A 20,438-nucleotide genomic window follows, 5' to 3' on the forward strand; every position below is an offset into this window, starting at 1 on the left:
AAATTAATTCAATAGTTTTTCACAACCTATTTCGATGGAACCGGCGTGGCGCACATGGCCCCCGGCTCAGGGGTCGCACGGCAATCCTTCGCAGCCACCGGCCCAGAAAATCTGCCCGGTCCCGACCTCAGCCGCATGGTGCCCCAGTGGCTGCAGGCAGCCGTCCTGCCCGATGCGGAATATGCTGAAGCCGGCGGGACAGTGCCGGATGGCTTCCGGGATGCGCTGCGCGCTGGCCTGCCGGATGGCCGCCACGAGCAGCCGGCCGCCGTGCGCGATGGCGATGCAGTGTGCGTGCAGGCCCTGCAGGGGCTGAAACCGCACTGGCGCGGCCTCGCCCGTGCGCGTGTCCAGCCAGAAGACCACGGTGCTGTTCTCGCCGCCCGCGCAGACGGTGTGCGCTCCGTTGTGCACTACAGCGTGCGAGCGGTTCATGGCGTACGCGCATCCGCCGCCCGGATGCACTTCCAGCGCGCCGGCCAGTTGCGGGCGGTGGATGCGGTCCGGCCGCTGCAGCATGCCACCGTGTGGGCAGGCTGCGCGGCGATGCGTCCGCCCTGGAGGGGAAACACCGCCAGCGCGTTCTGCCGTTCCAGCACTGCGTACAGCCAGGGCGCCACGGGGTGGAAAGCGCAGTTGCGCGGGCCGAAGCCGGCACCGCCCGCGGTGCGACCGTCTGCACGGGCCGCGCAGGGCCCTGCGGGCCGATGCGCAGGTGCCTGAGCGATCCGGGATTTTCCGCGCGCTCGGCGGTGGCGGCGTCGCCGCGGCAGGTCAGCAGCACCTCATCTGAAGGGCGGCGTGGAAGACAACGTGACGCTGCAGGCCCACCATGCCGCCTTCCGGCAATGGATGTTCCGCACCAGCGTGCTGGTGGACGTTTCGCGCCGCAGCCAGGCCACCACGCTGATGGGCGAGTCCTACCGAGCGCCCTTCGGTATCGCGCCCATGGGCCCGTGCGCCCTCTTCGCGTTCGAGGGCGACCTGGTGCTGGCACGCGCCGCCGAGGCGGCGGGCATTCCTTTCGTGCTGAGCGGCGCCTCCCTGACCCGGCTGGAGGACGTGGCGCGTGCGGCTCCCACCTGCGGCCGGTTCCAGGCCTACATCCCGGGCGAGCCTGCATACATCGAAGGTTTGGTGCAGCGGGTCGCGCAGGCGGGCTTCCGGACGCTGGTGGTCACGGTGGACACGGCCACGCTCGCCAACCGCGAGAACAACGTGCGTGTGGGGTTTTCCACGCCGCTGCGGCCCGGGCCGCGCCTGGCATTGGACGGGCTGGTGCGGCCGCGCTGGCTGCTCGGCACGCTCGCCCGCACGCTCGTGAAGCGCGGCATGCCGCATTTCGAGAATGCCGGCGCGGGCCGCGGCGTTCCCATCATCTCGCGCAGCGTGGTGCGCCAGTTCGGCCTGCGCGACCACCTCCGCTGGGAGCACCTCGCCCTCATCCGCAGGCTGTGGAAGGGCCGGCTCGTCGCCAAGGGACTCATTGCTGCGGCGGACGTGGAGCGCGCCGGGCAGGCGGGCGCGGACGGCGTGATCCTGTCCAACCACGGAGGCCGGCAGCTCGACGGCACGGCGCCGCCGCTGCGCATCCTGGCGGAGGCAGCGCGCGTCAAAGGCGGCATGGCCCTGATGCCCGACAGCGGCGTGCGCCGCGGCACCGACGTGCTCAAGGCCCTGGCATTGGGCGCGGACCACGTGTTCGTCGGCCGCCCGATGGCCTACACCGCGGCGACGGGCGGCCAGGCCGGCGTGGCGCATGCCATCGGCCTGCTGCAGGACGAAATCCACCGCGACATGGCGCTGCTGGGCGTGTCCTCGCTGGCCGAGCTGAATCCCGAGCATCTCATCCCCGCATGAACAACCAGGAGACTTCCATGACCACCGCATCACCCTCCGCGCCGCCCTGGCCGCCACGCTCGCCACGCCGCTGGCCGGCTCGCTCGCACTAGTGCAGCCCGCCCGGGCCCGATCACCGCAGGACGCCTACCCTGCCCGCCCCGTCAAGGTGGTCATGCGCCTCGTGCCCGGCGGCAACGCCGACAGCACGGCGCGCATCTTCGCGGAAGCCTGCGGCCAGCGACTGGGCCAGCCTTTCGTGATCGACAACCGCGGGGGCGCGGGCGGCTACAAAGGCGCCGGCCCTGCCGTGCAGGATTTGGCCTTCGTGGACAAGCTCGCCGCCGCCACCGACGCCGTGCTCATCCAGTCGGGGCTGCCGACTGCGTATTGAGGATCAGCGCACGCCCCCGTGCAACGGCAGTCCTTGCGCGTCCATGGCCGCGCGCAGCACGCGGCCATGCGTGGAGTCGGTCACGTACAGCGTGCGTCGCCCTTTCCCGCCGAAAGCGAGATTGGTCGTGGAACTGCCCGGCAGGCCACGCAGCACCTGAACGGGCTCGGCACGGTCGTTGAGCACCCAGATCAGCCCCAGGCCGGGGTTGGCGACCAGCACGCACCCGTCGGCATCCACGGCCAGGCCATCGGGGCCGCTGGGGCCGTAGGAGGTGAAGAACTGGCTCACCTTGGCCACGCTGCCGTCGGGCAGCAGCGGCATGCGCCAGACACAATTGCCGCGCGTGACGGCGAGGTACAGCACGCGGCCGTCGGGCGAGAGCGCCACGCCGTTGGGGCTGGGCACGTTGTGCAGCAGCAGGTCGAGCTGGCCGTTGGGGCGCAGGCGGTAGAGGCGCCCGGACGGGTCGTGCAGGCCGCTCTGCCCCTGGTCGGTAAAATAAAGGTTGCCTTCGGCATCGAAGACCAGGTCGTTCACGCCCTTGAAGCGCTCGCTGTTGCGGCGCTGCAGGTACGGCGCGACCTGGCCGGTGGCGACGTCCAGCCGCATCAGCCCGTTCTTGTAGTCGGTGATGAGCAGCGTGCCGGCATCGAGGAACTTCAGGCCGTTGGGCTCGCCGTCGTATTCGGCCACGAGGCTCCAGGCACCCTGGGGATCGATGCGGAAGATGCGGCCCCAGGGGATGTCGCTCACGTAGAGGTTGCCGGCCTCGTCGAACACCGGGCCTTCGAGGAACGAGTCGGTGACCGTGCCGCCGCGGTTGGCATCGGCCCAGTCGCTGCGCTCGGGGCGGCGCAGGGATGCGGGCATGGCTGTGAAGGTTTCCAGGTCACGGACCTGGGGGGCTTGCAGCAGGAACATGGAACGGTTCGCTTTTCTTGGAAATCGTCGTTGCCGGGGTTGATCGGTCCGACGGCGCGCAGCGTTCAGGCATGCACGCCGAAGCCGTAGAGCAGCGCGGGGTTGTGCACCAGGATGGCATCCATGGCGGCGTCCGAGCCGGTCCAGGCCCGCAGCAGGTCCACCAGCGTCGCATCGTCCACGCTACCGGGAGCTTCGGTGGTGTGCGGCCAGTCGCTGCCCCACACCAGCCGCTGCGGTGCGGCCTGCACGAATGCGCGGCCCAGGGGGAGCGTATCGCCGTGCCCCGGGCCTTGCACCGCGGAGCGCATGTAGGCGCCCGACAGTTTGACCCAGGTATTGCCGGCGTCCAGCAGCCGGCGCAGCACGGTGTACGCCGGGGCCGCGGTGCCTTCTGCCGGATCGATGCGCCCCAGGTGATCGATGACCAGCGGCACGGGCAAGGACTGCAGGAGGGGCTCCATCGCGACGATCTGCTCCGGCTGCGCGAACACCTGGATGTGCCAGCCCACGCAATGGGGATGGCGGGCCACCTGCCGCGCCAGGCCGGCCAGCATGCCGGGCGTGGTCTCGCCCCAGGACTGCGGGGAGACGAAATTGACGCGCAGCCCCCGCACCCGGCGCGCTGCCAGGCGGGCCAGTTCGGCATCGGAAACGCCCTGCCCGACCACGGCCACGCCCCGCGCGCCATCGCCCAACTGGTCCAGTGCGTCGAGCGTGCAGGCGTTGTCGGTGCCGTAGGTGGACGGCGTGACCACCACCGCGCGCGACGTGCCCAGGCGCTGCTGCAGCCGGCGGTACGCGGCCAACGGCGCATCGGGCGGCGTGCGCGGCCAGTGCGGCGACGGCAAGAAACGCAGGTCGAAGATGTGCATGTGGCTGTCGCAGGCCAGCGCGGGCAGCACGCGCGATGGCCGTTTCACCCCCACCGAATGGGGCACGGGTTCAGAGAGGTCATGCAGATTCATCGTGTCTCACTTCAGTCCACATCCCGGTCCATGCCCTGGGCATGGCCTACGTCCTGGGCGCGGCCCAGGCCAGCAGACGCCGCGCAAGGGCCGCCCCGCCGCGCTGGCGTCGTCCCCCTGCCCGCGGCGCACAGCGCCGCGAGAACGGGGGCAAGCCGCGCAGCGGCTCAGGGGGTGTCGCTCGTCTAGTCGAGTTTGATGTGGCCCTTGCGCACCACCTCGCCCCACTTCGCCTCTTCCTTCTTCAGGAAGATGGCGAACTCGGCCGGCGTGGAGCCGATGGGCTGGGCGCCCAGGTCGGTCAGTCGCTGGCGTACCTCGTCTTCCTTGAGCACCTCGGCCAGCGCCTGCTGCAGTTGCGCGGCGACGGGTGCGGGCGTGCCGGCGGGCAGGAACATGCCGTTCCACTCGTAGGCTTCGTAGCCGGGGATAGCGGCCTCGGCCACGGTGGGCACGTCGGGCAGGCGCTTGGAGCGCTCCGGCGCCGACACGGCCAGCGCCCGCAGCTTGCCGCCCGTCACCAGCGGATAGGTAGCCGCCACCGTGCCGAACATGAAGTCCACCTGCCCGCCCATCACGTCGGCGATCGCCGGACCGCCGCTCTTGTAGGGCACATGCACCATATCCAGCCCGAGCCGCTGGCGGAACAGCTCCGCAGCCAGGCGCTGGACCGTGCCGCTGCCGCCCGAGGCGAAATTGATCTTGCCCGGCTGCGCCTTGGCCCGGGCGATCAGATCGCCCACGTTCTTGAGCGGCGAGTCGGCCTTCACGATCAGCACGTTGGGTGCCAGCAGCACCAGCGACAGCGGCTGCAGCGCGCTGGCCGCATACGGCATCCTGGGAAACAGGTGCGGATTGATGGAATACGGCGTGGCGTCGTAGAGCATCGTGTAGCCGTCGGCCGGCGCCTTGGCGACGAAGCTCGCGCCGATGGTCCCGCTCGCGCCGGCCTTGTTGTCCACGATCACGCTGGTGCCCAATTTGGCGCCCATGCGCGTGGCGATCACGCGTGCCACGGCATCGGCTGCGCCGCCCGGGGCATAGGGCACGACGATGGTGACAGGCCGTTCCGGGAAAGCGGCATGGGCCAGGCCCGCAGCGAGGGCGACGGCGGCGACGAAGGGCTTGATGAAACGGTGCATGGCGTCTCCTTGCGGTGGTGTTGTCTGTGAGCTGCGCTCATTCAGCTTTCAGGTCCATATCCCTGGCGATCTGCGTGTAGGTGGCGACTTCGCGTTCGACCAGCGCCGCGAAGGCAGTGCCGCAGGTGGACTCGGCGTCGAGCCCCAGGCCGCGCAGCCTCCCGGCCGCGGAGGCGCTGCCCGCGAACTCGCGCGCCACCTTCTCCAGCTGTTGCGCGATGGGTTCGGGCAGGCCGGCGGGCGCCAGCACGCCGTACCACGCATCGGCAGAGTAGTTGCCGCCGCCTGCTTCGGCGAACGTGGGCACGTCGGGCAGCAGCGACGACCGCCGGGGCGACGCCACGGCCAGGGCCGCCAGCTTGCCGCTGCGGATCTGCGGCAGCACCGAGCCCAGCGTGGCGAACGAGCTGCCCAGCTGGCCGCCCATCAGATCGGTGACCACGGGCGCAGCGCCCTTATAGGGCACGTGGTTCAACTTCAGCCCGTTGGCACGCGCGAACATTTCGGTGGCGAAATGCCCGGAGCTGCCCACGCCCGCGGTGCCCGCCGTGACGCGGCCCGGCTCCTGGCGGGCGCGGGCCATGTAGTCGGCCAGCGTCTTCACGGGCAGCCCCTGCCCCACCACCAGTACCGTGGGGCTGGTCGCCACGGTGCACAGCGGCTTGAAGGATTTCACCGCGTCGAACTTCACCCGCCCGCTGTAGAGTCCCGGGATCATCGTGTGGTTGGTGGCGCCGAACAGCAGCGTGTAGCCGTCCGCCGGTGCGCTGGCCACGGCCTGCGCGGCCAGAATGGTGTTGGCGCCAGGCTTGTTGTCGATGATGAACGGCTGGCCCAGCGCGCGGCTGGCATGGTCGGCGAAGGCGCGCGCCACCACATCGGTGGGCCCGCCGGCCGCGAAGCCCACGACCAGCTTGACGGGTTTGGCGGGATAGGCACCAGCCTGCGCGAGGCAGGCGGCCGAGGCGGCGAAAAGCGTGGCGGCCAGGGCCTTCGGAACGAGAGCGGTGAAGCGAACAGGCGTGGTTCGCCCGTCGCCTGCAGAAATGGAATGCATGCGCATGTCTCCTGTCATGGGCCGGCCGCGTCGCGCGCAGCCTCGTGTGGTGAATGGTCGCTGGCGCAGGGCACGGCCACGCAGCCGTGCCCTGCCTTCCGGTCAGGCCGCCGCGGCAGCGCGCTCCAGCACGGCCAGCAGGTTGCGGGCCGCGCCCACGCCCATGTTCACGTAGGCGTCGCTGGTCACGCCGCCGATGTGCGGGGAGAGGACGAAGTGCTTCTCTCCCTGGAACGGGTGGCCGGCCGCCATCGGCTCCACGGCGAAGCTGTCCAGGCCCGCTGCCATTACCTGGCGGGAACGCACGGCCTCCAGCAGTGCTGCCTCGTCGATCAGGCCGCCGCGCGCGGTGTTCACCACGATCACGCCGCGCTTGCACTGCGCCAGCGTGGTGGCGTTGAGCATGCCGCGGTTCTCCTCGGTCAGCGGGCAGTGCAGCGACACCGCATCCGACTCGCGCCAGATGGTTTCGAGCGGCACGCTCTGCACGTAGTCCGGCAGGTTCTTCGCAAACGGGTCGAAACCGATCACGCGCATGCCGAGCGCATCGGCCATCTTCGCGAAGCGCAGGCCGATGGCGCCCAGGCCCACCAGGCCCACCGTGCGGCCGCCCAGCTCCAGGCTCTTGTGCGTGGCCTTGTCCCAGTGGCCGGCATGCATGCGGGCATCCAGCTCCACCACGGACTTGGCGCAGGCCAGCAGCAGCGCCAGTGCCTGCTCGGCCACCGCGGCGGCGTTGGCGCCCACTGCGGCCACCACCTCGATGCCGCGCGCTTTCGCCGCCACCTTGTCGATGGTGTCGGTGCCGCTGCCATGCTTGGAGATCACCTTGAGCGAAGGTGCCGCGTCCATCACGGCCGGGCCCACCTTGCCGTAGCGCACGATCATGGCCACCGGGTCGTGCTGGCGGCACAGGGCCACGAGGTCGTCCTCGGTGGGCGTCTTGCCCGCATAGGCGATCTCGAACCCCTGGAGCAGATCCAGGGCCTGCTGCGCCAGGTCGGCGCCGGTGATGACGATGGTGCGGGCGCTCACAGCGATTCCCCTTCCTTCAGCACGCCAGCGGCACGCAGCGCCGCGGGCAGCCACTTCGATGCCGTGTCGCCGCGGGCGATGGCCTCGATGCGGGCGGCCTCGTCGGCCACCTTCTTGTCGGCCAGGGCCATCATGGCGGGGGCCTTGGCGCGTTCGATCACGACCACGCCGTCGGCATCGCCCACCACCAGGTCACCCGGGTTCACCACGGTGCCGCCGGCGGAGATGGGATGGTTGATGCGGCCGGGCACGTACTTGGTCGGGCCGGCAGGGTTGAAACCAGCGCTGAACACGGGGAAGTCCAGCTCCAGGATCTCCAGCTTGTCGCGGATGGCGCCATCCACGATCACGCCGGCCAGGCCGATCTTCTTGCAGGCGCTGAGCATCAGCGTGCCCATCAGCGCGGCGGTCTGGTCGCCCTTGCCGTCGATCACCAGCACGTCGCCGGGCCTGGCCAGCGCGATGGCCGCGTGGATCATGAGGTTGTCGCCGGGGCGCACCTCGACGGTGAAGGCCGGGCCCGCCAGCTTCATGTTCTGGTGCACGGGCGAGACGCGGGCGTGCATGGTGCCGCGGCGGCCGGCCACGTCGGCCAGGATGGCTGCCTGGAAGGTCGCGGCCTTGGCGACGACGTCGGCATTCACGCGCTCGATGTCGCGGATGACTTCGGGAAGTTGGCTCATGGTGGAGTTCGCTGGGTTGAGAAAAAGGGAATGGACCGTGCTCGTCACTCGGCCTTGATGCTGCCGTCCTTGATGACCTTGGCCCACTTGGCGAAGTCGGCCTTCTGCAGGTCGCCCAGCTGCTTCGGCGTGCCGCCGACGAGCGCCACGCCGAGCTTGTCGGCCAGGGCCACGATGGGCGGGTCTTTCAAAGCCTTGTTGATTTCCTGGTTCAGGCGCTGGACCGCGGGCGTGCCGGCGGGCGCGAATACGGCCTGCCACTGCTCGACCACGAAGTCCTTCATGCCGACCTCGCCCATGGTGGGCACGGCGGGCAGCGCCTTGAGCCGCTGCGCCGAGGTGACGGACAGCGCGCGCAGCTTGCCGGCCTGCACGTGCGGCAGCGGCTGCACGCCGGCCGTGGCCGTGGCATGGGGCCAGTCGCTGCCCCAGACGACGCGTTCCGGCGCCGCGCGCAGGTAGCCGGTGGCCAGCGCATCCAGGCGCGTCCGTCCTGCAGCAACTCGAGCAGCAGCGCGTGGGCTGGGTGGCGGGCGGCGAGCGCGGGCGGAATGCGGCCGAGATGGTCGAACACCAGTGGCACGGGCAGTTGGCGCAGCACGCCCGCCTGCTCCACCAGCAGGTCCGGTGCCATCAGCAGTTGCAGATGCCAGCCGAGCGGCGCGATGCGCCGCGCCAGCGGCATGAGCGAATCCACCGTGCCGGACACGCCCAGCGACAGGTTGAGCCGCACGCCGCGCACGCCGGCCTCGTGCAGGCACAGCAGTTCGGCATCGCGCTCGTGGCCGCCGATCACCGCCACGCCGCGCGCAGCGGAGCCCAGGGCCGCCAGCCCTTCCAGCATGCAGCGGTTGTCGGTGCCGTAGGTGGACGGCGTGACCAGCACGGCGCGCGCGGTGCCGATGCGCCGCTGCAGCGCGCGCAGGTCATCCACACCCGCGTCCGGGGGCCGCAGGCGGGCGGCGGGCTCGACCGGGAAGCGGCTGTCATAGAGGTGGACGTGGCCATCGCACGCGCCCGCCGGAAGCGCCGTGCGCGGCGCGGCGGTACCGGCAGAAAATCGCAAGGGCGCGGCAGTACGGTCGTCGCGGGCCATGGCGAGCGTCATGCGTCAGCGTCGGGTCAAGGCGGACGGAATCAGTCGAGGCTGGCGCCGGAATCCTTGACGATCTTGGCCCAGCGGGGCACTTCGGCCTTGAGCAGCGCGCTGAACTTCTCCGGCGTGCCGCCCAGCACGTCGCCGCCTTCGGACCTGAGCTTCTCGGCCACGTCCGGCTGGGCCAGTGCCTCGTTGATGGCCTTGTTGAGCGTCTGCACGATGGGTGCGGGCGTACCCGCGGGCGCCAGCACGCCGTACCACGAGGCGGCCTCGAAGTCCTTGTAGCCCGACTCGGCCAGCGTGGGCGTGTCCGGCAGCTGGGCCGAGCGCTTGAGCGACGTGACGGCAATGGCCCGCAGCTTGCCGTTGCGCACCTGGCCGAGCAGCGTGGGCACGGCCGACATGTACAGGTCGATCTGCCCGCCCACCAGGTCCGTCATGGCCTGCGAGGCGCCCTTGTAGGGCACGTGGCGCAGCTGGATGCCGGAGGCCTTCTCGGCCAGCCCGCCGGCCAGGTGGGCCACGGTGCCGTTGCCGGGATAGCCCAGCGTGAGGGCGTCGGGCTTTCCCTTGGCGGCGGCCACCACGTCGGCGAAGGTCTTGTAAGGCGTGTTGGCGGGAGCGGCCATGACGAGGGGCGCGGACGACACCAGCGCCACGGGCACCAGGTCCTTCAGCGGGTCGTAGGGAAGCTTGGCGTAGAGCGACGGGTTGATGGCCAGGTTGCTGGTCTGGCCCATGACCAGGGTATATCCGTCCGGCGCCGCCTTGGCCGCGGCATCCACGCCCAGGTTGCCGCCGGCGCCGGGCCGGTTGTCCACCACGACGTTCCACTTGTGCTGCTCGGTGAGCTTCTGCGCCACGGAACGCGCGATCATGTCCGTGCCGCCGCCCGGAGGGAACGGCACGATGAGGCGGATGGGTTTGCCGGGATAGGCGGCCTGGGCGTGTACGCCGCCAGCGCTCAGGGCGGCAGTGGCGGCCAGGGCCAGCAGCAGGGCGCCGCGGCGCGGCAAGGCAAGGCGGGAAGCCGGAAGGAAAGGCATGTCGGTTGTCTCCGTTGTGTTTGTCGGCCCGGCGCCGTGGCGGTGCAAGCCCGGCGCGATGTGACTTTAGAAAAACGTTTCGCTGTATACAATGCCGTTTCGCACAACGCAACGCGTACTGCCATGAGCAACCCCTCCCGCACCCCATCCCGGCCCATCGCCGCGCAGCCCCCTCCTGCTCCAGCGCCCTCCGCCGCCATGCCGGCACGCCGCAGCCCGGCACGGCGCGCCGCCCCGCCGCCCCCTTCCCTGCCGCAGGCTTCGCCGGCAGCGGCGGACAACGCGCAATCGCCTGCCCCCGCGCGCGACGGCGGTGTCACCGCCGTCGCGCGCGCATTGCAGGTGCTCGCGGCATTCGCCCTGGGCGAATCGCAGCTGTCGCTCGCCGAACTGAGCCGGCGGTGCGCGCTGCACAAGACCACGGTGCTTCGGCTCGCGCGCACGCTGGCGCAGTCCGGCTATCTGGTGCAGCGCGAGGACGGCGACTGGCGGCTCGGGCCCGCCGCGGGCTGGCTGGGGGCGCGCTACCAGGCGGGGTTCGACGTGCAGAACGTGCTGGAGCCGGCGCTGCGTGCGCTCACCCAGTCCAGCGGAGAGAGCGCGGCCTTCTATGTGCGCGAAGGAGAGGTGCGCACCTGCATCGTGCGCGTGGAGGGCCCCCAGGCCCTGCGGCACCATGCCCGCATGGGCGAAGGCCTGCCGCTGGACAGGGGCTCGCCGGGCCGCGTGATCCTGGCCTTCTCCGGTGCCCCAGGCACGGAGTACGAGCGCATCCGCCAGCGCGGATACCACTGGTCCATCGGCGAGCGCGAACAGGGCGTGGCCACCGTCTCCGCGCCGGTGTTCGGAATGCACTGGCGGCTGCTGGGCTCGCTGTGCATCTCGGGGCCCGCATCGCGCCTGCAGGCGGACAAGCTCGAAGCGCTCGCGCAGACCGTGGTCGCGGCGGCCAACCAGCTGTCGTACGCGCTGGCCGGCAGCGCGGCAGCGCCCGGCGCCTCCGGCGTGCGCGTCAGCCACTGGCATCCGTGATACCGTTTTCGCACACCAACCGATTCAAACGACGACAGGAGACGACCACCGTGAACCGCTACCCCCTTCCCGAACTGAACACGCTGCCCGAGGACATCCAGGCCCGTATCCTCGAGGTGCAGGAAAAGGCCGGCTTCATTCCGAACGTGTTCCTGGCCTTCGCGCGCCGGCCCGCCGAATGGCGCGCCTTCTTCGCCTACCACGACGCGCTGATGCTCAAGGAGGAAGGCTCGCTCACCAAGGGCGACCGCGAGATGATCGTCACCACCACCAGCGCGGCCAACCAGTGCCTGTACTGCGTCGTGGCGCACGGCGCGCTGCTGCGCATCTACGAGAAGCAGCCCTTCGTGGCCGACCAGGTGGCCGTGAACCACCGCAAGGCCGACATCACGCCGCGCCAGCGGGCCATGCTCGACTTCGCCATGAAGGTCTGCCAGCAGTCGCAGGCGATCGGCGAGGACGACTTCGCCGCACTGCACGCCCACGGCTTCGACGACGAGGACATCTGGGACATCGCCGCCATCACGGCGTTCTTCTGCCTCTCCAATCGCATGGCCAGCTTCGCGGGCATGCAGCCCAATCCGGAGTTCTACCTGATGGGCCGGGTGCCGCGGCAGCGCTGACGCCCCCGCCCCCGCGGTCAGTCTTCGGCGCGCAGCAGCCCCCAGAGCATGCGCACCAGTTCGTCCTCGAACGCCGGCTGGCCGAGCAGCGGCGAATTCTCCAGCGATGCACTGCGGATCGCGCCCATCACCGCGCGGGTGGCCACGAACATCATGGCCGGCGTGGGCGGCCGCACGGAGGCATTGCCCGCCTCCACCAGCCGGGCGAGCGCCATGGCGTTGCGCTCGGCACCCTCGCGCAGCGCGGCGGTGAAGCGGTCGTGCTGGTCCACGCGCCAGCCCAGGCGCACCATGGCACGCCGCACGCGCGACTGCCCGCCCGTGCCGAACGCCGACACCAGCAGCCCGACCATGTCCTGCAACACGTCGCGCACCGGCCGCTGCCGGGCCAGCGCGTCGTCCAGCATCTGCTGCAGCTCGCGCTGCACCCGTTCGCGCTCGCGCTCCACCATCGCCAGCAGCACGGACTCCCGGGACGGGAAGTACTGGTAGAGCGTGCCGATGGACACCCCCGCCACCTGGGCGATGCGGTTGGTGGTCAGCGCGGAGTCGCCATCGTGTTCCACAATCTGAGCAGTGGCTCCGAAAATGGCTTCGATGGTCTGGCGCGCGCGCTCCTGGGTGGGCTGGCGCCGCATGCCCACGGGGCTTGTGAAGGAGGACGTTCGTTTCGTGGCCATGGGGTGGAAATGTGAGCGCTAGGCGAGTGGCGGAGGCGGTCAAAAACTGAATAATGCTCAGAAATGCGCGACGCCGCAACCGCGACCACAACCCCGGCGCGATCACGGGCCGCGCGATTTTTCCGAAAGGACCGACCATGGACACCTCCGCAGCCCCCGCCCGCCCCGCACTCCAGAGCACCGCGGTGCTGCCGGTGCGCAAGCTCGCCGTGGACCTGGCGCAGGGCTTCCCGCGCCGCTGGCACGGCGGGGACGCCTTCCGCACCCAGTTCTTCAATGCGCTGTCGATGAGCTTCCCGGTGGGCGAGCAGTTCTTCATCGACTCGGTGCGCGCAGCGGCGCAACGGCTCGAAGCCGGCAGGCCGGACCACGATGCCCTGCGGTCCCTGGTGCGCGGCTTCGTCGGCCAGGAGGCCACGCACCGCCACATCCACGGCCTCTACAACGCCGAACTGGAGCGCCAGGGGCTGGACAACCAGTGGCAGCACCGGGCCCGGGCGCGCATCGCCCGCCTGCACGAGCGCACAGGCAATCCGATGCATGCGCTGGCCATCACCTGCGCCTACGAACACTTCACCGCCCTGCTGGCGGACGGCACGCTGCGCTATCCACGCTGGCTGGAAGGCGCCGATCCGCAGATGCAGACCGTCTGGCGCTGGCATGCGGCGGAAGAGACCGAGCACCGCGCCGTGGCCTTCGCGCTCTACGAGGCCCTCGGCGGCCGCCACGACTGGCGGGTGCGCTGGTACCTCTATGTCGGCCTGGTGTTCATGGTGGACTCGGTGCGCCAGACCCTCGTGAACCTGCGCAGCGACGGCAGCCTGTGGCGCCCAAATACGTGGGTGAGTGCGGTGCGCATGTTCTGGGGCCGCGATGGCGTCGCCTGGCGCAGCCTGCCGGCCCTGCTGCGCTACCTGCGCCGGGACTTCCACCCCGACCGGGAGCATGCCGTGCCCGGCGCCGCGGAGCTGGCGCAAGGCTGGCTCGCGGCGAATGCCGACCGGCTGCGCACTGTGGGCGCCGCCGCCCGGGCGGCCTGAGCGGCTCAGCGCGTGGCGGCGAACTCGCCGCGCTGCAGTTCGGCGATGCCGTTGCCCCGGGCGTCCCGCGCGCCGAGGTCGGCCCCCTTCGCGGCCAGGTCCCGCAGCAGTTCGGTGCGCTGGAACAGCGCCGCGTACATCGCGGCCGTCTGGCCCGCGTTGTTGCGCTGGTCCGGCGCGCAGGCCGTCTGCACGAGGCGGCGGGCGATCGCCAGCTCGCCCTTGAAGATGGCGCCCATCAGGGCGGTATTGCCGCGCCGGTCCTGTGCGCAGGGATCCGCGCCGGCCTTCAGCAACTGCTCGACCACCTCGCGGTGGCCATGGTAGGCGGCAAGGATGAGGGCCGTGTACCCCTTCTCGTCGCGCACGTTCAGGTCGTAGCCCGCCGCGACGAACTCGCCCACCATGTCCGTGCGCCCCTGGCGCGCGGCGTCGAAGAGGTACTGCCGCAGTTGCGCCTGCAGCCGGGCGGGATCCTGGGGGGCGGCGGCAGCGGCAGGAGCCGCCGCCCGGGGCGGTGGAGCTTCGGGGGCCGCCAGGGCCGGGGTACCGGCCGCGAGTCCGGCGGCCAGGCACCAGGCCGGAAGGCAGAGGCTGCGCATGGAATCCTCCTTTGCAAGGGGCCGGCCGCCTCCCAATGGAGTGCGGCCGGCTTCGTGGAACGCCGCGTATCAGTCCTGCAGCGCGGCGGCGAGCTGCTTCACGCGCGCCAGGTCCCCCTTGGCCACGCGGGCCACGCCCGTACCGTATTCCGGATCGGCCTTGTAGAGGAACGACAGGATGACGTGCTTGCTCTCCGCATCGGCGCCCGCGAGAGACTCGCCGAAGCTCTGGATCAGGTCCTGCTGCTCCTTCTTGCCATAGCTGCGGTACAGGTCACCGGCCTGCTTGAAGTTCTGCTCCTTCGCGATCTTCGCCTGCTGGGTCGTACCCGTGAGCGGCAGCTGGCTGTAGCGCGCGGTGGGGTCCTGCGGACGCGGCTCCAGACGGCTGGGCTCGTAGTTCACGCCGCTGGTGGTATGGCCGGTGTTCAGGGTGCCGTCCTGGTTGCCGTTGTTCACCGCCACGCGGGGCCGGTTCACGGGCAGGGACAGGCCATTGGTGCCGACGCGGTAGAGCTGCGTGTCGGCATACGAGAACACGCGGCCCTGCAGCAGGCGGTCTTCCGACGGCTCGATGCCCGGCACGATGTTGGCCGGCGCCATCGCCACCTGCTCGGTTTCCTGGAAGAAATTGTCCACGTTCTTGTTCAGGACCATCTGGCCGATCCTGCGCTCGGGAATGCCGGGCCAGATCTTGGTGGCGTCCAGCGGATCGAAGTCGAACTTGCCGAGGTCTTCGGGCTTGAGCACCTGGATGTACAGGTCCCACTTCGGAAAGTCGCCCTGGCGGATGGCACTCACCAGGTCATTCGTCATGTGGCTGTAATCCTTGCCCTGCACCTGCTCGACCTGCTTCGGATCGAGGTTCTTCAGGCCCTGCAGGCTCTTCCAGTGGAACTTGACGTAGTGCACCTGGCCCTGGGTATTCACGAACTTGTAGGCATGCACGCCGTTGCCGTCCATGAAGCGGTAGCCCGCGGGCGTGCCCTCGTTCGAGTAGAGCAGCGTGAGCGTGCGCGTGGCCTCGGGCACGTGGGAGAAGAAGTCGAAGCGGCGCGAGTCGTCGTCGAGGTTGCTGCGCGGATCGGGCTTGAACGCGTGGACCATGTCGGGGAACTTGATCGCGTCGCGGATGAAGAAGGTGGGGAAGTTGTTGCCCACCAGGTCCCAGTTGCCTTCGGACGTGTAGAACTTGGTGGCGAAGCCGCGCGGATCGCGCAGCGTCTCGGGCGAATGGTTGCCGTGCACCACGGACGAGAAGCGCACGAACACAGGTGTGCGCTCGCCAGGGCGGAAGAGCTTGGCGCGGGTCAGCGCGGAGATGTCTTCCGACGCAGTGAACTCGCCCTTGACGCCCGTGCCTCGCGCATGCACCACGCGCTCGGGAATGCGCTCGCGGTCGAAGCGCTGCAGCTTCTGGATGAGCTGCACATCCTGCAGCAGGCTGGGGCCGTTCGGGCCCGCCGTCTGCGAGTTCTGGTTGTCGCCGACCGGCGCCCCGTTGTCGCGCGTGAGGACCGATTGCGCGAAAGCCGCAGGCGCCAGGGCAACATGCAGCACCATGGTTGCGGTGGCTAGGTTCTGGAATTTCATGGGACGACTCCACTCCGTTGGTTGGGAAAAAACGGAGCGAATCATCGGTGGACAGGCAGCTCGGCAGCAAGAGGGCCGAAACTATGGCGCCCATCAAATTTTCCGATGAACGGAATTTGCAACCTTTCCATCGGAAGGCGGATGGCTTTTTATTTCACGTCATTCATAGCTATGTTTTTAATAGCATGAAATGGAATTTGCAATTCCTGCTTGCGCCGCAAGGCAACTGGCCACGCAAGGCGCCCGCTCAGCGGTGCGCATTGATCGATGCGAGGATGCCCAGCGTGAAGAGTCCGCAGGCGGCCCATTGCAGGGGCACGGGCCAGTGGCCTTCGAGCGCGAAGGAGTACACGATGGCGAACAGCGTTTCGCTCACGATCAACTGGCCGCACAGGCTGGCGGCAAGTCGCTGGCTCGCCACGTTCCAGAGGATGGTGGCCAGCCAGCTCGATCCGAAGCCGATGGCCGCGCACACCGCCGCGAAGGTGCCGATGCCGGGCTGGGCCGCGATGGCGGAGAGCGGGCTGCCCGCCGCGAGCCAGAGCAGCACGCCGCCCAGGCCGGTGGCCAGCCCCAGCCAGTTGGCCCAGTCCGTGGCGCCGACCTCCGGGTGCCGCTGGAGCCAGCGCGCATTCAGGATCGCGAAGGCGGTCCAGAACACCAGCGCCACCAGGGCGATGCCGATGCCGCGCCAGAAGGCGGGCGAGGCGGCCGCGCCCTGCCCCGCATCCCCGCCATGCGGCGCCCAGGCCATCAGCACGATGCCCGCGACGGTGAGCAGCAGGCCCGGCGCCAGCGCGCCCCAGCGCAGGCCGTGGGGCTTGCCCAGCACCATGACCCAGACGGGGATCGTGCCGATGATGAGCGCCGGCAGGGGTGCGCCGGCATCGCGGATCGCCAGCACCAGCAGCAGGTAGTAGCCCGTGAAGCCCAGCACGCTCAGCCAGAGCGCGGCGCCGGCCTGCCGCAGGGTGGGCAGGCGCCCCGGCTGGCCGGCCCGGCGGCGCACCATGCCCCAGAGGACCATGCCCGCGGCCACCGCGCCGTAGGCGACGAACCGGCCGGCCGTGAGGTCCACGGACGCGGACCCCGCGGCGAGGCGCGGCGCGATGAACACCAGCCCCCAGAGCGCGCCCGCGGCGAGCCCCGCGAGGATGCCGGCCAGCATCAGGCGCCGAAGCCGTCGTCGGCCGCGATCACCGCCCCGTTCACGAAATGGCTCTGGTCGCTGGCCAGCATGACGATAAGCGCGTCCAGGTCGCGCGGCTCGCCCACGCGCTTGCGCGGCAGCATGTCCACGAGCTTGCGGCCCTGTTCGGTCTGCCAGTGGTGGTGGTTGATCTCCGTGTCGATGTAGCCCGGGCAGATCGCGTTCACGTTGATGCCGAATCGCCCCCATTCGAGGGCCATGGCGCGCGTCATGTGCACGACGGCCGCCTTGCTCATGCTGTAGGCGCCGATCTGCGGCAGCACCTTGAGGCCGGCCATGGAGGCGATGTTGATGATGCGGCCGCCCGTGAAGCTGCCCGGCGCGGCGCCGCGCGAGCGCGCCAGCATGCGCTTGCCGACTTCCTGCGCGACGAAGAAGGCGCCGCGCACGTTGGTGTCGAAGACGAAGTCGAAGTCATCCGGCGTGACGTCCTGGATGCGCTGGGTGGTGGAGACGCCCGAGTTGTTCACGAGGATGTCGATCGAGCCCATCTCGGTCTCCGCATGGGCCACGGCGGCCTTGATGGAGTCGTGGTCGGTCACGTCCAGCTCGACCACGTGGGCGTCGCCGCCCTCCCCCTCGATGCGCGCACGCAGGGCCTTGAGCTTTTCCATGCGCCGGCTGGCCAGCACCACGCCGGCCCCCGCACGCGCCAGGGTGCGGGCGAACTGCTCGCCGAGGCCGCTCGAAGCGCCCGTCACCAGGGCCACGCGGCCCGACAAATCGATGGTGTATGCCATGGAAACAGCCTCCGGAAGAAAGAAAAAAGAACGATCGTTCGATTGTCGTGCCCCGGGTGCATACAATGGGCCACAGCGCCCGCGCGGGGCCCCACGCCCTGGACGCGACATCGTTCGATTATCAAATGCCGAGACGAGACAACCCATGACGAAAGACGAAATCCTTGCCCAGTACGGCCCGCGAGAGGCCATGGAATACGACGTGGTCGTGGTCGGCGGCGGCCCGGCCGGGCTCTCCGCGGCCATCCGGTTCAAGCAGATGGCCGCCACGAACGGGCAGGACGTGTCGGTGGTGGTGCTCGAGAAGGGCTCCGAGCCCGGCGCGCACATCCTCTCGGGCGCCATCATGGACCCGCGCGCGCTCACCGAGCTGATCCCCGACTGGAAGGAGCGCGGCGCTCCCCTGAAGCAGCCGGTGACGGAAGACGCCATGATCTTCCTGGGCGAGAAATCGTCCTGGCGCACCCCCAACTTCCTGCTGCCGGGCTGCTTCCAGAACCACGGCAACTACATCGTCAGCCTGGGCAACGTGGTGCGCTGGCTGGCCGCGCAGGCCGAGGAACTGGGCGTGGAGATTTTCCCGGGCTTCCCGGCCGCCGAAGTGCTCTACAACGAGGACGGATCGGTCAAGGGCGTGGCCACCGGCAACATGGGCGTGGGCAAGGACGGCGAGCCCACGGGCGACTTCCAGCTGGGCATGGAACTGCATGCCAGGTACACCCTGTTCGCCGAAGGCGCGCGCGGGCACCTGGGCAAGCAGGTCATCGCCCGCTACAAGCTCGACGAGGGCCGCGACCCGCAGACCTACGGCATCGGCGTGAAGGAACTGTGGGAAATCGACCCCAAGTTGCACCAGCCCGGCTTCGTGATGCACACCGCCGGCTGGCCGATGGATGCCGACACCTACGGCGGCGCCTTCCTCTACCACGCCGAGGACAACAAGGTCACGCTGGGCTTCATCACGGGCCTGGACTATTCCAACCCGTACCTGAGCCCGTTCGAGGAATTCCAGCGCTGGAAGACCCACCCCAACATCCGCTACTACCTGGAGGGCGACGAGGCCAAGGGCATCAAGCCGGCCAAGCGCATCGGCTACGGAGCGCGCGCCATTACGGCGGGCGGGCTGCTGTCGCTGCCCAGGTTCGTCTTCCCGGGCGGCGCGCTGGTGGGCTGCGACGCGGGCTTTCTGAACGTGAGCCGCATCAAGGGCAGCCATGCCGCCATCAAGACCGGCATGCTGGCCGCCGAGGCCGCCTACGACGCGATCCGCGCCGGCCGCCAGCACGACGAACTCACCGCCTACCCGCAGGCCTTCGAGAACAGCTGGCTGCACGAAGAGCTCAACAAGGCGCGCAACTTCAAGGCCTGGTTCAAGAAGGGCCTGGTCACGGCCACGCTGATGAACGGCATCGAGCAGTTCGTGCTCAAGGGCAACATCCCCTGGACGCTGCACCGCGACAAGCCCGACCACGCCTACCTGAAGCCCGCGGCCGAGTGCAAGCCCATCGCCTATCCCAAGCCCGACGGCAAGCTCACCTTCGACCGGCTCTCCAGCGTGTTCATCAGCAACACCAACCATGCGGAGAACCAGCCGGCCCACCTCACGCTCAAGGACCCGGGCGTGCCGGTGAACATCAACCTGGCGAAGTACGCCGGCCCCGAGGCCCGCTACTGCCCCGCGGCGGTGTACGAGTTCGTGCCCGACGAGACGCAGGGCGGCAATGCGCAGCGGTTGCAGATCAACGCGCAGAACTGCGTGCATTGCAAGACCTGCGACATCAAGGACCCGACGCAGAACATCGTGTGGGTCACGCCCGAAGGCGGCGGCGGACCGAACTACTCGGGCATGTGACCGGCATGTGACGCGCATGTGAGGCACGGGGGCGCGGCGGGGTGCAGCCGCCGCTCCGACCCGCCCGTTGGCCTCCGGCCTACAGGGGACGCCGGTTCCGCGGGCCAGACTCGCAGAGGTCCGCATTCCCTCCCGGGTCCCGCCAGGAGCCACGAACCGCCATGCCCCGTCCCGACCTCCAGCTCTACACCACTCAACGCCGCCGCCCGCTCGTGCCGCTGGCGGCAGCTGCCACCGTGGCCGCGGCCGCCGGAGCGGCCGCCCTCTACCTGCGCTCGGCCCTCCGCCCCCCGCCGGGCGTGCAGCCGGTGCAGAACTTCAACGTGGACCGCTATGCCGGCCACTGGTACGAGGTGGCCCGCATCGACCAGCGCTTCGAGCGCGGCCTGATCCGTACCAGCGCCCACTACAGCCGCAGGGGCGACGGCAGCCTGCGCGTCCTGAACCGCGGCTACGACCCTGACCGCGGCCGCTGGCGCGAGGCCGAGGGCCGGGCCGTGTTCCTGGGCGACCCGTCCACGGCCGCCCTGAAGGTGTCGTTCTTCGGCCCGTTCTATGCCGGCTATTTCGTGGCCGCACTGGACGAGGACTACCGCTGGGCGATGGTGGTGGGCCCGCGCCTGGATGCGCTCTGGATTCTCTCGCGCACGCCCACGCTGCCCATGGCGGTGCGCGAGCGCCTGCTGGCCCAGGCACGCGCACTGGGCGTGGACATGCGCCGCATCCTGTGGGTGCCGCAGGCCGACGCGGCCGCCCCCGAGCCCGCGACGCGCTGAACCAGCCACCCGCCACAGCCCTGCACCTCCGCGGTGCAGCCGGTACACTCGGCATTCCAGGCCGCGTTGTCCGTTTCTGTGCGGGCCTGGATCCGTTGTCGCC

At 69.9% G+C, this 20,438-nt stretch carries 21 protein-coding genes and 1 pseudogene; 7 read left to right on the forward strand and 15 right to left on the reverse strand.

Features of this window, described 5'->3' with window-relative positions; all coding sequences use genetic code 11:
* Positions 1–66 precede the first annotated feature (66 nt).
* Both BLR05_RS03335 and BLR05_RS27585 read right to left on the reverse strand, forming a co-directional pair.
* The gene (locus BLR05_RS03335; RefSeq protein ID WP_092832320.1) at positions 67–519 is read right to left on the reverse strand and encodes a lactonase family protein; all 453 of its coding nucleotides are present in this window, start codon (positions 517–519) and stop codon (positions 67–69) included.
* Positions 432–620 carry a hypothetical protein gene (locus tag BLR05_RS27585; RefSeq protein ID WP_167361185.1) on the reverse strand — a complete coding sequence of 63 codons (189 nt, stop codon included), beginning with the start codon at positions 618–620 and terminating at the stop codon, positions 432–434. Before BLR05_RS27585 ends, BLR05_RS03335 begins: the two co-directional genes overlap by 88 nt.
* Before the next feature lie 106 nt (positions 621–726).
* On the opposite strand from BLR05_RS27585, the gene BLR05_RS03340 reads away from it, so the two are divergent.
* Both BLR05_RS03340 and BLR05_RS03345 read left to right on the forward strand, forming a co-directional pair.
* The gene (locus BLR05_RS03340; RefSeq protein WP_092832322.1) at positions 727–1,860 is read left to right on the forward strand and encodes an alpha-hydroxy acid oxidase; all 1,134 of its coding nucleotides are present in this window, start codon (positions 727–729) and stop codon (positions 1,858–1,860) included.
* Between the two features lie 154 nt (positions 1,861–2,014).
* Positions 2,015–2,233, forward strand: a complete 219-nt coding sequence (locus BLR05_RS03345; protein ID WP_092832323.1) for a tripartite tricarboxylate transporter substrate-binding protein — start codon at positions 2,015–2,017, stop codon at positions 2,231–2,233.
* Between the two features lie 3 nt (positions 2,234–2,236).
* Here BLR05_RS03345 and BLR05_RS03350 read toward each other — a convergent pair whose 3' ends face one another.
* From BLR05_RS03350 to BLR05_RS03385, 8 genes and pseudogenes are all read right to left on the reverse strand, one after another.
* A complete protein-coding gene (locus BLR05_RS03350) occupies positions 2,237–3,157 on the reverse strand; it encodes an SMP-30/gluconolactonase/LRE family protein (RefSeq protein WP_092832325.1) in 921 nt (306 codons plus the stop codon).
* Positions 3,158–3,222: 65 nt separating this feature from the next.
* Positions 3,223–4,125, reverse strand: a complete 903-nt coding sequence (locus BLR05_RS03355; RefSeq protein ID WP_092832326.1) for an amidohydrolase family protein — start codon at positions 4,123–4,125, stop codon at positions 3,223–3,225.
* 185 nt (positions 4,126–4,310) lie between these two features.
* Complete coding sequence (locus BLR05_RS03360; protein WP_092832328.1) at positions 4,311–5,267, reverse strand: tripartite tricarboxylate transporter substrate binding protein; 957 nt, start codon at positions 5,265–5,267, stop codon at positions 4,311–4,313.
* Between the two features lie 37 nt (positions 5,268–5,304).
* The gene (locus BLR05_RS03365) at positions 5,305–6,324 is read right to left on the reverse strand and encodes a tripartite tricarboxylate transporter substrate binding protein (protein WP_225979297.1); all 1,020 of its coding nucleotides are present in this window, start codon (positions 6,322–6,324) and stop codon (positions 5,305–5,307) included.
* Between the two features lie 102 nt (positions 6,325–6,426).
* Complete coding sequence (locus BLR05_RS03370) at positions 6,427–7,359, reverse strand: NAD(P)-dependent oxidoreductase (RefSeq protein ID WP_092832329.1); 933 nt, start codon at positions 7,357–7,359, stop codon at positions 6,427–6,429.
* A complete protein-coding gene (locus BLR05_RS03375) occupies positions 7,356–8,042 on the reverse strand; it encodes an RraA family protein (protein WP_092832331.1) in 687 nt (228 codons plus the stop codon). Before BLR05_RS03375 ends, BLR05_RS03370 begins: the two co-directional genes overlap by 4 nt.
* A gap of 44 nt (positions 8,043–8,086) precedes the next feature.
* Positions 8,087–9,138: pseudogene (locus tag BLR05_RS03380) on the reverse strand (tripartite tricarboxylate transporter substrate-binding protein).
* Positions 9,139–9,179: 41 nt separating this feature from the next.
* A complete protein-coding gene (locus BLR05_RS03385; protein ID WP_092832332.1) occupies positions 9,180–10,187 on the reverse strand; it encodes a Bug family tripartite tricarboxylate transporter substrate binding protein in 1,008 nt (335 codons plus the stop codon).
* A gap of 198 nt (positions 10,188–10,385) precedes the next feature.
* Between BLR05_RS03385 and BLR05_RS03390 the strand changes: the two genes are divergently transcribed.
* Together BLR05_RS03390 and BLR05_RS03395 are read left to right on the forward strand one after the other, a co-directional pair.
* Positions 10,386–11,219, forward strand: a complete 834-nt coding sequence (locus BLR05_RS03390) for an IclR family transcriptional regulator (protein WP_092832334.1) — start codon at positions 10,386–10,388, stop codon at positions 11,217–11,219.
* 50 nt (positions 11,220–11,269) lie between these two features.
* Positions 11,270–11,842, forward strand: coding sequence for a peroxidase-related enzyme (locus tag BLR05_RS03395; protein WP_092832336.1), 573 nt, complete (start codon positions 11,270–11,272; stop codon positions 11,840–11,842).
* A 17-nt stretch (positions 11,843–11,859) separates the two neighbouring features.
* Here the strand turns inward: BLR05_RS03395 and BLR05_RS03400 are convergent, their stop codons facing one another.
* A complete protein-coding gene (locus tag BLR05_RS03400; RefSeq protein WP_092832338.1) occupies positions 11,860–12,522 on the reverse strand; it encodes a TetR/AcrR family transcriptional regulator in 663 nt (220 codons plus the stop codon).
* Between the two features lie 137 nt (positions 12,523–12,659).
* Here BLR05_RS03400 and BLR05_RS03405 point away from each other — a divergent pair, with 137 nt between their 5' ends.
* The gene (locus tag BLR05_RS03405) at positions 12,660–13,562 is read left to right on the forward strand and encodes a metal-dependent hydrolase (RefSeq protein ID WP_092832339.1); all 903 of its coding nucleotides are present in this window, start codon (positions 12,660–12,662) and stop codon (positions 13,560–13,562) included.
* A 5-nt stretch (positions 13,563–13,567) separates the two neighbouring features.
* Here BLR05_RS03405 and BLR05_RS03410 read toward each other — a convergent pair whose 3' ends face one another.
* From BLR05_RS03410 to BLR05_RS03425, 4 genes are all read right to left on the reverse strand, one after another.
* Positions 13,568–14,164, reverse strand: a complete 597-nt coding sequence (locus tag BLR05_RS03410) for an ankyrin repeat domain-containing protein (protein ID WP_092832341.1) — start codon at positions 14,162–14,164, stop codon at positions 13,568–13,570.
* 69 nt (positions 14,165–14,233) lie between these two features.
* Positions 14,234–15,727 (reverse strand): catalase KatB, encoded by a 1,494-nt coding sequence (katB, locus tag BLR05_RS03415; RefSeq protein WP_167361190.1) that lies wholly within the window; start codon positions 15,725–15,727, stop codon positions 14,234–14,236.
* 277 nt (positions 15,728–16,004) lie between these two features.
* Positions 16,005–16,925 carry a DMT family transporter gene (locus BLR05_RS03420; protein WP_092832345.1) on the reverse strand — a complete coding sequence of 307 codons (921 nt, stop codon included), beginning with the start codon at positions 16,923–16,925 and terminating at the stop codon, positions 16,005–16,007.
* A complete protein-coding gene (locus tag BLR05_RS03425) occupies positions 16,925–17,707 on the reverse strand; it encodes an SDR family oxidoreductase (RefSeq protein WP_013594558.1) in 783 nt (260 codons plus the stop codon). The genes BLR05_RS03420 and BLR05_RS03425 overlap by 1 nt, the downstream gene beginning before the upstream one ends.
* A 145-nt stretch (positions 17,708–17,852) precedes the next feature.
* Here BLR05_RS03425 and BLR05_RS03430 point away from each other — a divergent pair, with 145 nt between their 5' ends.
* Positions 17,853–19,559 (forward strand): electron transfer flavoprotein-ubiquinone oxidoreductase, encoded by a 1,707-nt coding sequence (locus BLR05_RS03430; RefSeq protein ID WP_092832346.1) that lies wholly within the window; start codon positions 17,853–17,855, stop codon positions 19,557–19,559.
* A gap of 161 nt (positions 19,560–19,720) precedes the next feature.
* Positions 19,721–20,335 (forward strand): lipocalin family protein, encoded by a 615-nt coding sequence (locus BLR05_RS03435; protein ID WP_092832348.1) that lies wholly within the window; start codon positions 19,721–19,723, stop codon positions 20,333–20,335.
* Positions 20,336–20,438: the final 103 nt, after the last annotated feature.

The sequence above is a fragment of the Paracidovorax cattleyae genome (assembly GCF_900104515.1).
Classification (GTDB): Bacteria; Pseudomonadota; Gammaproteobacteria; order Burkholderiales; family Burkholderiaceae_C; genus Paracidovorax; species Paracidovorax cattleyae.